The organism is Rhodoferax sp. (genome assembly GCF_028714215.1).
Taxonomy (GTDB): Bacteria; Pseudomonadota; Gammaproteobacteria; order Burkholderiales; family Burkholderiaceae_C; genus Rhodoferax.
Genome location: NZ_JAQTMS010000012.1, coordinates 88,252 through 99,006 on the forward strand (window position 1 = coordinate 88,252; position 10,755 = coordinate 99,006).

Annotated in this window: 8 protein-coding genes; 7 read left to right on the forward strand and 1 reads right to left on the reverse strand. The window is 55.7% G+C overall.

Features of this window, described 5'->3' with window-relative positions; genetic code table 11:
• Positions 1 to 166: 166 nt before the first annotated feature.
• From wecB to PHS32_RS08150, 4 genes are all read left to right on the forward strand, one after another.
• A complete protein-coding gene (gene wecB, locus PHS32_RS08135) occupies positions 167 to 1,267 on the forward strand; it encodes a UDP-N-acetylglucosamine 2-epimerase (non-hydrolyzing) (protein WP_301078418.1) in 1,101 nt (366 codons plus the stop codon).
• Positions 1,267 to 2,379, forward strand: coding sequence for a glycosyl transferase (locus tag PHS32_RS08140; RefSeq protein WP_301078419.1), 1,113 nt, complete (start codon positions 1,267 to 1,269; stop codon positions 2,377 to 2,379). The genes wecB and PHS32_RS08140 overlap by 1 nt, the downstream gene beginning before the upstream one ends.
• A 195-nt stretch (positions 2,380 to 2,574) precedes the next feature.
• Complete coding sequence (locus tag PHS32_RS08145; RefSeq protein WP_301078420.1) at positions 2,575 to 3,531, forward strand: glycosyltransferase family 2 protein; 957 nt, start codon at positions 2,575 to 2,577, stop codon at positions 3,529 to 3,531.
• Positions 3,528 to 5,525: a GtrA family protein gene (locus tag PHS32_RS08150; RefSeq protein WP_301078421.1), complete on the forward strand. Its 1,998-nt coding sequence runs from the start codon at positions 3,528 to 3,530 to the stop codon at positions 5,523 to 5,525. The genes PHS32_RS08145 and PHS32_RS08150 overlap by 4 nt, the downstream gene beginning before the upstream one ends.
• Before the next feature lie 354 nt (positions 5,526 to 5,879).
• On the opposite strand, the gene PHS32_RS08155 is transcribed toward PHS32_RS08150, so the two are convergent.
• Positions 5,880 to 7,118: a multidrug effflux MFS transporter gene (locus PHS32_RS08155; RefSeq protein ID WP_301078422.1), complete on the reverse strand. Its 1,239-nt coding sequence runs from the start codon at positions 7,116 to 7,118 to the stop codon at positions 5,880 to 5,882.
• A gap of 75 nt (positions 7,119 to 7,193) precedes the next feature.
• Here PHS32_RS08155 and PHS32_RS08160 point away from each other — a divergent pair, with 75 nt between their 5' ends.
• Genes PHS32_RS08160 through PHS32_RS08170 form a run of 3 tightly spaced genes read left to right on the forward strand, consistent with a single transcriptional unit; the run spans position 7,194 to position 10,606 of the window.
• On the forward strand, positions 7,194 to 7,931 hold the full coding sequence (locus tag PHS32_RS08160) for a hypothetical protein (RefSeq protein WP_301078423.1): 738 nt from the start codon (positions 7,194 to 7,196) through the stop codon (positions 7,929 to 7,931).
• A gap of 45 nt (positions 7,932 to 7,976) precedes the next feature.
• The gene (locus PHS32_RS08165; protein ID WP_301078424.1) at positions 7,977 to 9,662 is read left to right on the forward strand and encodes an AMP-binding protein; all 1,686 of its coding nucleotides are present in this window, start codon (positions 7,977 to 7,979) and stop codon (positions 9,660 to 9,662) included.
• Positions 9,663 to 9,682: 20 nt separating this feature from the next.
• On the forward strand, positions 9,683 to 10,606 hold the full coding sequence (locus PHS32_RS08170; RefSeq protein ID WP_301078425.1) for an MBL fold metallo-hydrolase: 924 nt from the start codon (positions 9,683 to 9,685) through the stop codon (positions 10,604 to 10,606).
• Positions 10,607 to 10,755 lie beyond the last annotated feature (149 nt).

A 10,755-nucleotide genomic window follows, 5' to 3' on the forward strand; every position in this document is an offset into this window, starting at 1 on the left:
CCGCGTGACATCACATGACTTACTTCCTCGACCCTGACTCGACCTACCTCGTGAATATGCCAGCGGGTCATCCACTGACAAATCGATGGATGGCACCGGCACACATGGGCGCTGACCGCCGAGTTCAATGCGCGCGACTTCCAGCACGTTAGTCAGATTGAATGACATGAAAAAGAAGATTCTGTGTGTGGTCGGAACAAGACCTGAAGCAATCAAGATGGCTCCCGTGATACTGGCGCTCAAGGCTGAACCCTGGGCCAATGTGCGCTTACTGGCTACTGCGCAACATCGCCACATGCTTGACCAAGTGCTCGACTTTTTCGACATTGAGCCAGACATCGATCTGAATATCATGCGGCCCAATCAAGCTCTAACGACACTCACAGCTAGGCTTTTGCTCGAACTTGACCTTGTGCTAGAGGCAGAGAAACCGGACATTGTCCTTGCCCAAGGTGACACAACGACAGTCATGGCGGCAGCACTGGCCTGTTTTTATCACCACATCCCCTTTGGCCACATCGAAGCTGGCTTACGCACCGGCGATCTGCAAAGTCCATTCCCAGAAGAAGCGAATCGCGTCATCGCAGGTCGGTTGGCACGCTGGCATTTCGCACCCACTGAGAGTTCACGGGAGAACCTGCTTCGTGAGGGAATTTCTGACTCCAACATTACTGTCACTGGCAACACTGTCATTGATGCGCTCTTGATGACTGCGGCCAAGGATTGCGCGCTGGGAATTGACCTAGATTCGGACAAACGCCTCATTCTGGTTACCTCTCACCGACGGGAAAACTTCGGCACGCCGTTCCGCAACATCTGCCGCGCGTTGCAGGCACTGGCAGAGCGCAACCCCAATGTTCAGTTCCTCTACCCGGTGCATCCGAATCCAAATGTGAAGGATGTAGCGTATGAGCTGCTCGGGCCGTTCCCAAATATTCACCTTTGTGCACCGCTCGAGTACGCCCCCTTTGTCACTGCCATGAAGCGCTCCTACCTCATCATTAGCGATTCAGGTGGTGTGCAAGAAGAGGCACCGGCGCTGGGCAAGCCCGTGCTAGTATTGCGGGACGAAACTGAGAGGCCAGAGGCAGTCGACCAAGGTGTCGTAAAACTGGTGGGTGCCAACTTCGAGAGAATTTTGGCGGAAACGCAACGTCTGCTGGACGATGCAGCAGCCTACCGCGCCATGGCCCGCGGAGTTTCACCCTACGGAGACGGCCGAGCGTCGGAGCGAATCGTCCGCGTACTTCGGGAACACTTTGGCTGATGAAACTGATATACCTGTCGCCGATTCCTTGGGCCAGCTTTGCGCAGCGTCCCCACAGGTTCGTCGAGTGGTTTCACACTAGATTTCGCGGGGACGTGCTCTGGTTTGATCCTTATCCAACACGATTTCCGAGGCTGTCAGACTTCAGGCGGAGAGCCAGCCACACGCAACGCGAACCAGGTCTGGCAGCCGATCTGCACCCCCCTGCATGGCTTACCGTCATCAAACCACGCACAGTACCTATCGAGCCGCTGGCCATTGGCGCGAAGCTTAACCGCTTGCTATGGCGCCACTCAATGGCAAACATGGATCGTTTCCTTTCGGCAGGGGATTGCCTGCTTGGGATTGGCAAACCTTCTGAGCTGGCCCTCCAGATCATGGCTCGTAATCCGGATGTGCCCTCACTGTATGACGCCATGGATGATTTCCCGGCGTTTTACGATGGGTTGTCGCGCAGAGCCATGGAGCGCCGAGAGCAGGAGGTAGCAGCACGCGCCACCAAGATATCGGCATCGTCGACGGCATTGTTGGCCCGCTTTCGCGTCCATAAAGAAAAGCTTTTTAGCGTGTTGAACGCCTGCTCAACCGATTCCCTTCCACCTCCTGGCAATTTGGGCAGGTCGGGACCGGGCGTTATCGGCTACGTCGGCACCATCGGGCATTGGTTCGATTGGGAATTCGTGACTGCACTGGCGACCGCAAGTCCGTCGACACTTGTTCGCCTGATCGGGCCGGTCTATAAAACCCCACCAAAGTCGCTGCCGCCCAATGTGGAGCTGCTTCCTGCTTGCCCACACCCGAACGCCATGCGACTAATGCAGGAATTCTCAATGGGCCTTATTCCTTTTTGTCGGACGTCGCTAACAGCGTCTGTCGACCCCATCAAATACTACGAGTACCGTGCATTGGGGTTGCCCGTTATCTCTACTCAATTCGGTGAAATGGCGCTAAGAGGCGATGAACCAGGTGTCTTTCTCGCCGACGAGTTCTCTGACCTTGCCAACCTGACCAACTCTGCGATCAATCACCGCTACAGCGCCAGTGAAGTGGAGGATTTTCGAACGAAGAATTCCTGGGACGTGCGCTTTGACTCCAGTGGTATTTTGCCTTAGGGATTTGACGATTAAGGTCCACGCCCCAAGGGGCTCAAGCGTTACAGGCCGATGAAACAACAAACCCTAGGTCAACCCCATTCAGCGCAAAAATCACCGCCAATCGGGCCGTATACAGTGGTGACGTGTGAAATATACCGACTACACTGAGACTTTTCACGTTGAAATCATGCCTTCATCATGTTCCCTGCGAATATGTCCATTGATCTAACCAAGTTTCGGATCGCGCTGATCGTCCCTTGCTATAACGAAGCGCAAACGATCCGCAAAGTGATCATGGATTTTCAGGCTACCTTGCCGGACATCGCGTGCTGCGTCTTCGACAACAATTCTTCAGATCGAACCGTTGAAGTGGCGCGTGAGTCGGGTGCAAAAGTTTGGCAAGTCAACCTGCAAGGCAAGGGCAACGTGGTGCGTCGCATGTTTGCCGACATTGACGCCGACATCTACGTGATGGTGGACGGTGATGCCACCTATGACGCCGCTGCAGCCCCGCAACTGATTCGGACCCTGATCGAAGGTGACCTGGACATGGTCGTCGGTAGCCGGGTAACCGACGCTGTTGCCGCCTACCGGCCGGGCCATCGCTGGGGTAACAGGATGCTGACAGGTTTTGTCGCCATGATCTTTGGCCGGGCGTTTCAGGACATGCTTTCTGGCTACCGTGTTTTCTCGCGCCGTTATGTCAAGTCGTTTCCCGCGCATGCCCGCGGCTTTGAAACCGAGACTGAACTGGCCATCCATGCGCTGGAACTGCGCATGCCCATCGCCGAAGTCAACACGGCTTACGGTGCACGGCCCGAAGGCTCGATCAGCAAGCTCAACACCTACCGCGACGGGCTGCGAATCTTGCTCGCCATCGTGAAACTTTTCAAGATCGAGAAACCTTTGGCCTTCTTCTCGATCGGTTTTGTGCTGTGCCAACTGATCGCGCTGGGTCTTGCCATCCCAATCATAAGCACCTTCCTGGAAACCGGCCTGGTACCGCGCATGCCGACCGCCATCCTGTGCTCGGCCCTGGTATTGTTGGGGTTCCTGTCGCTCACTTGCGGCCTGGTTCTGGACACCGTGACGCTCGGTCGAATCGAGGCCAAGCGCTTCGCCTATCTCAGCATTCCTGCGGCGAGTCACGCACTCCAACCCAAATCATGACCCCGCAATTGCTGCGCTTCGGTGTGGTCGGCGGAGTCGGTTTTCTAGTGGACAGCGGCGTCCTCTATGCCTTGATGGCATGCGGACTAGGCTTCGGCTCGGGACGCATTTTTTCCTTCTTGTCCGCGGTGGCTGTTACATGGCTGCTGAACCGGCGTTTCACTTTCGATGCAGCTCAACAGACATCGCTTGCCCGCGAGGGCATGGCCTACCTGGCCGCGATGACGCTGGGAGGACTGCTCAACCTCTGCACCTACGCGATGATCATGGTGCTGTTGCCCTATCACCCGTTGTTGCCGGTCGTGGGCGTCGCAGCGGGCTCCCTGATCGGTATGGTGGCCAATTTTGCCGGTGCCAAATGGTGGGTCTATAGCCCACCGATGCAGGCTGAGCGCTGGCGTCTGGACTGGCTTGATCTGCTCGCACTCACGCTACTGCAACTGATCTTCTGGGTCGGCATCCTGCACGACGTCGACCTGCCTGGCCTGTACATGGACGCGGTCAACCCGGAATACCTGGCTGCCCGCGCCCTGAATCCTGCATTGCACAACCCCGTGTCCATGCTGCCCACCGCCTTCGTTCCTTTGTTGGGCAATCTGTACCACGGAGTGCAGAACCTCTACGTCAGTTTGCTCCTGTTTGTCGCCCTTGGCCTGAACCTTGTGGCGCTGCGCATCGCCCAGGCGCTGTTTGGCGCGGTCACCGTCGGGATGGTGTATGCCGTCACAAAGCGGGCGACGGGCTTGCGCCTGCCAGGCTTGCTGGCGGCAGCGGGCCTGGCCACGGACGTTGCCTTCGTTGCCTCGTTCCGGACCCAGTTCTACATCGTCCTGGCCGGCACAGCCTGGCTCTTGTGTGCGGTCTACTGCGCCCTGCCCAAGCCCAATGCAGCGCCGTTGCAGCGGCGCGCGATGGCATCCGGCGTGTTCTTCGGCCTGGCGGTGTATGCGTACTTTGTGTATCTGTTCTTCCTTCCCGTGGTGCTGGCTTGCGGGTTGCGCAACACCCGCAGTTGGCGCACCGTTGCCATCTGGCTGCTGGGTTTTGCAATCGGCATGCTGCCCTATGTGGCTGGCTATTTGTCGCTGATGGTCGCTCTGGGCGGCCTTGAACCCACGTGGCAGTGGCTGACCAAGACCATCGCCGACCTTGCCCCACTGTCGTCCAAGCTGACAGTCTGGGAGAGTCTTTCCAACTCGTTTCGCAATGCCCGCTACGCCCTGCAAAACACGGGCAATGAACTGATGATCTTCAGCGAATCACCCGGCGCCCTATGGCCGCAGATCAAGGTTTGGGCATTGGCTGCCTGTCTGCTGTGGGTTGCCGCCTGGAGATTCAAATCGCGGCCGGATCCGGCCAAGGCGACCAGCCCGAACAGCTTGAGCATACTCACGCCTGGGCAATTGGTCTGGTTGCCTGTTTGTTATTTCGGCATTTCATTGCTGTTGGGCAATCGCATCTGGATACATCATTTTGCCGTGTTGCTGCCCCTCTTGTACATCATGGCCGCACTCACGTTGCAATCCTTGCTGCAAAAACCAGCATCCTGGCTGTGTCCCTCCTATCTGGGTCATGGCGTTCTGGCTCTGACCGCCGCAATGGCCGTGGCCAACCTACATCAGCAAAGCGACTTCTTCCACCGGCTCGAGCAGACCGGTGGCGTCGGCAAGATGTCCAATGCCATCAACCGAATGGCCGAAGATGCGCGTACGTCGTCAATGAAGATCGTCTACGTCTTCCCTGAGTGGGGATTCTTCATGCCGTTCAGCTTCCTCACTGCCAACCTCCGGCTCTATGAGGTGGATATTTCATCTGCCACCCTGCAAAAGCACGCCCAGCAAAAGCACGAAATCCGTGTCGCCTACTGGAGCGCAGACGATGACGCCAGGTACGAAAAAATCCTGCGGGAAAACGGCTTCCAGATCTCCGGAATCATCAGCTACCTTCAGCGCGACCAGCGACCTGCCTTCAGAGTTATCCAGGCAAGCCCTTGAAAGCATCCCTCCGGTCTACACAAGGGTTGCCAGCTGAGCCGCTCCCATTCGACTGTGAACGACACTCCCCCTAAGGGCGAGTGTTCCTTGGTTGAATCGCCCCAGGTTTCATGGAGGCTGGTTCCTGAGCAACTGCATTCCAGCGGCGGTAAACAGAATCTGCTGACCGCTGCTTGGTTACAAAACTGCGATTGAGGCTGGCTCCTAACTCGCACGACCGGAATATCTGACGACAGCCGCACTATTGTTGACTTGGGAACCAATCCTGATGGTCATCACATCGGGGGTTGGGTACTGAAGTTCCAGTAGCCAATCCCGCTCGTTCGGAAGGAATCGACAGCCCGGCACCATCCATCATGGGGACGGATGGACAACGTATTGCCCGATGTCCGGCCAGCGCCGACGCAGGTAAATCCAGGCGAGCAGTCCAACACACATCATGGCCAGCGAAACCGCTGCCATGGCAACCGTTGAGTGCATAACCAGTGGCGCAATGATACCGGCCACAAAACCATTGGCCGTTGAGGCGATGAAGGCTTGCAAGGAAGACGCCATGCCACGGCGCGCAGGGTGAAGATCGAGCACCAACAGCGTCACTACCGGCACCATCATGGCCCACCCAAAGGAAAAAATGGCAATCGGAATAAGGGCCCATGAAACATCGGCCTTGAACAATAGATTGGCTCCCAGATTGGTCATCGCAATCAGCAGCATGATTAAGAATCCATACTTGATTTGCTGCTTGGGTGCCAGCCTACCAGCCACCCGACCACTGACCCAGGCGCCGGCCATGATGCCACCGATCGAGAGCACAAAAAACCAGAAAAACTGGGTTGGAGCCAGACCGAGATGTTGACCCAGAAAAGCTGGTGCCGATAAAACATAAAGGAACATGCCATTGAATGGCACCCCGCTGGCCAGCGCCAACAATAAAAAGCGCGGGTCCGACCCCAGCTGCCAATAGCCCTGCATCAGGTTGCGCGCGTTGAACGGCTGTCGATGCGTGAGGTGCAGTGTCTCAGGCAGCAGTTTGTAATTGGCCACCCAGAGGGTGACGCCCAACGCCGTCAAAAACCAAAAAATGCTATGCCAGTTGAAGTGTACGAACAGCCAGCCGCCAATGATGGGGGCTACAGCCGGAGCAACACCAAAATAGATGGTGATCTGGCTCATCACTTTCTGCGCCTGGGTCGGCGCAAACATGTCACGCACCACTGCTCGCGCCACCACAATACCCGCGCCAGTGGACAAACCCTGCATGGCGCGAAAGAATACCAACTGACCAATGTTCTGCGACGCCGCACAGCCGATCGACGCCAGCGTGAAGGCTGCCAAACCCCACAGCACCACCGGTCGGCGCCCCAGACTGTCAGAGATTGCACCATGAAACAGGCTCATGAAAGCAAAACCAAACAGATAGGCCGACAGTGTCTGCTGCATCTGCACCGGTGTCGCTGCCAATGAGTCAGCGATACCCGCAAAAGCAGGTAGATAAGTGTCAATGGAAAACGGGCCTAGCATGCCCAGTACGGCCAGTAAGACTGCCAGCGCCCAGCGCGGTGCGCGCCAGAGTTTTTGTGCATCCGGATTCATGCCTTAAGGGTAGCGTAAATCGAGGGCAGGGCAGCCTAATGTTAAACAAATAACCCAGATAGACTCGGCGTTTATATGGAAGCCACACAGATCATTCGCGACGCGGTCACGCATGTAACGCTGATCCGACAAACCGCCGCCGACAAGCCGGCGCTGGCGCGTGCCATTAGCGACATCAAAAATTTTCAGGCTCGACGATTTGCAGGCACCTACTTCGATCTGCTGCACTCGGATCAATACCAGCCTGCCGCTCAATTTTTTTTGGAGGAGCTCTATAGTGAGAGGAACTATGCAGAACGTGATGCTCAATTTGCACGCATTGCTGCCGCGCTGGAGCGCCTCTTCCCGCAGCAGGTGGTGGAAACTGCCGTATCGCTGGCGCAATTGCATCGCCTGACCGAGGATCTGGACCTGGCAATGGCCCAAAGCTGGATCAGCAACGACAACACACCCGAGGTAACGCGCTACGTACGTGCCTGGCGGGCCGTCGATCGGCGCTCCGATCGAAACACCCAGCTAAGCACCGTGTTGAACATCGGTCATGAACTGGACCGTCTAACCCGAACACACGGCCTTCGCATGCTGCTGAAGATGATGCGTGGACCGGCAAATCTGGCCGGAATGGGTTCTTTGCAGCGGTTTCTTGAGGCGGGCTTTGACACCTTTGCTGCCATGGGTCGCAAAGGCGATGGAGCACGCCATTTTCTTGCCACCGTCATGACGCGCGAAACCGATCTGATTGACCGGCTTTTTGATGCCGACACTGTCACCTGCGAGACGGAAATCTCCCGGATACTGGGGCAACCCCGGTAGCCTCAAAAGCTGGTCTGGACTCAAAATCTGCGCAAAGGAATTGCTATGGAAAAAATCTGGCTCAAGAGCTACCCCGCGGGCGTTGCGCATGACATTAACCCGGATCAATATCGATCGTTAACCCACATGCTGGAAGAGTCTTTCCAGAAGAATGCAAGCAGTCCTTTTTCAGTTTGTATGGAAAGCTGGATGAGCTATGCGCAGCTTGACCGTCTTTCCGCGGCGCTGGGGGCATGGCTTCAAAGTAAAGGATTGGAGCCAGGTGCGCGGGTGGCGATCATGCTGCCCAACATTCCCCAGTTCCCCGTGACCATGGCAGGCGTTTTGCGTGCCGGCTTCACCTGCGTCAATGTCAACCCGCTGTACACTGCCCGCGAACTGGAGCACCAACTCAAGGACTCCGGCGCAACCGCCATTGTGGTTCTTGAAAATTTTGCCGCAACACTGGCAGAGGTGATTGAGAACACGCAGATCAAGCATGTTGTAGTGGCGTCGATGGGCGATTTGCTTGGGTTTTGGTACGGTCGCTGGATCACGTTTGCAGTCAGACACCTTGCCAAGATGGTGCCTGCCTACAAACTGATATTGTCAGATATGCAAACCGCAACTTCTTTCCGGCAGGTCATTGCGCAGGGTTCGTCGATGCCATTCAAGTCGGCTGCCAGCACACTGGATTCCGTTGCATTTTTGCAATACACCGGTGGCACGACCGGGCTGAGCAAAGGTGCTGTGCTTACACACCGTAATATCGTTGCAGCCATTTTGCAGGCGGAGGCATGGTTTACACCCGCGCTTGCACGCATGGGCGACATCAGGAAAAGCAATAGCATCGCCGCGCTTCCGCTGTATCACATATTTGCGCTCACTTTGTCTCTTCTGGCGATCCGCTGGGGCTCGCATCTGACGCTAATTCCCAATCCTCGGGATTTTTCTGCTTTTGTCGCCACGTTGAAGCGGCGTCCATTTCATTTACTGCCCGCAGTGAACACGCTGTTCAACGCATTATTGCAGCACCCCCAATTCAAGTCGGTTGATTTTTCCAGTCTCTGTGTGTCCCAGGCCGGCGGCATGGCGGCCTCTGCCGGCACGGCCAAGCACTGGTTGGAAACTACCGGCTGCCCAATGGTGGAGGGCTGGGGCATGAGCGAAACCTGCGCAATAGGGACTAACAACCCGGTTCTGTCGAAGGAATTTTCCGGAACTATTGGCTTGCCGCTTCCAAGCATCGACATTGCGATCAAGGATGACGAAGGTAATTCACTGGCGCAAGGCGAATCCGGTGAAATCTGCATTCGAGGTCCGAACGTGATGACGGGTTACTACAAGCAACCGGAAGAGAATAAACATGCATTTACACCCGATGGCTTCATGCGCACGGGAGACATTGGCATCATGGATGAGCGCGGCTACACAAAGATTGTCGATCGAAAGAAGGACATGATTCTGGTCAGCGGCTTCAATGTTTTTCCAAGCGAGTTGGAAAACATCATTTCACTGTGTGATGGCGTGGTGGAATGTGCCGTCATCGGTGTGCCTGATGAGAAACAGGGCGAAGCCATCAAGGTCTTTGTGATCAAAGACAACCCACACTTATCTGAGGAAGACGTCGCCCGGTACTGTCAGCACAACCTGACGGGGTACAAGCGACCGAAATATATTGAGTTTCGCGATGAACTGCCAAAATCCAACGTCGGCAAGGTTCTGCGGCGCGAACTGCGCGTTGGGAAATAGCCTTGCGCCTGTGAATTCACATGTCTAGTCGACCAACCCTTCCGGGTGGGATCATCCTTTTGGAGCGCGGTTGGCTCTCGTCGAATAACATTTTGGTCTGTGGCCGCGACTCATGCGCGCTCGTTGACAGCGGTTATGTTTCGCATGCTAAGCAAACCATTTCGCTAGTCGAAACAGTACTTGCCGGACGGCAACTCAACCTGTTGGTAAATACCCACTTACATAGCGATCATTGTGGTGGTAACGCTGCGCTGCAAGACCACTACCCAGAGCTGACAACTCTGATACCCCCTGGGTTGTCAGAGCACGTACGCAGTTGGGACCCGCAAGCCCTTACTTACACCCCAACCGGGCAAAGTTGCCCACAGTTTCAATTCAATTCAGTGATGGAGCCAGGAACTGAGATCAAGCTCGGCGACCTGAGTTGGCAGATTCACGCCGCACCTGGCCATGACCCACATTCGGTCATCCTGTTTGAACCCAGCTCCCGTGTCTTGCTATCTGCAGATGCTTTATGGGAAAGTGGTTTCGGTGTTGTGTTCCCCGAGCTGGAGGGGTCAGATGCATTTGACGAGGTAGGACAAACGATTGACTTGATTGAATCACTTTCACCAAAGATAGTGATTCCGGGTCATGGTCCAGCATTTTCGAACATCAAAACCGCCATCACGGCAGCACGTAGACGTTTGGACGGCTTTGTCGCTGACCCGGCAAGACATGTTAAATATGCGAGCAAAGTGCTATTGAAGTTTAAGCTGCTTGAAGCTCAGGCTATTGAACTGCCCCTATTTACTGCCTGGGCCCTTTCATCGCCCTATTTCAGGCTCCTTCACGCCCAGCACGTTTTCAACATTGATTTTCCTCAATGGATCGATCAGTTGACACTGGAATTGGTCAAATCCGGCGCCGCATCACGCGACGGGTTAACCGTCAGGAACACCTAAAACGGAGAGAAGTTTTTAGGCAAAAAAAACGCCCAATCATTACGACTGGGCGTTTCGGTTTAATAGCCTGACGATGTCCTACTTTCACACGGGAATCCGCACTATCATCGGCGCAGAAGCGTTTCACTGTCCTGTTCGGGATGGGAAGG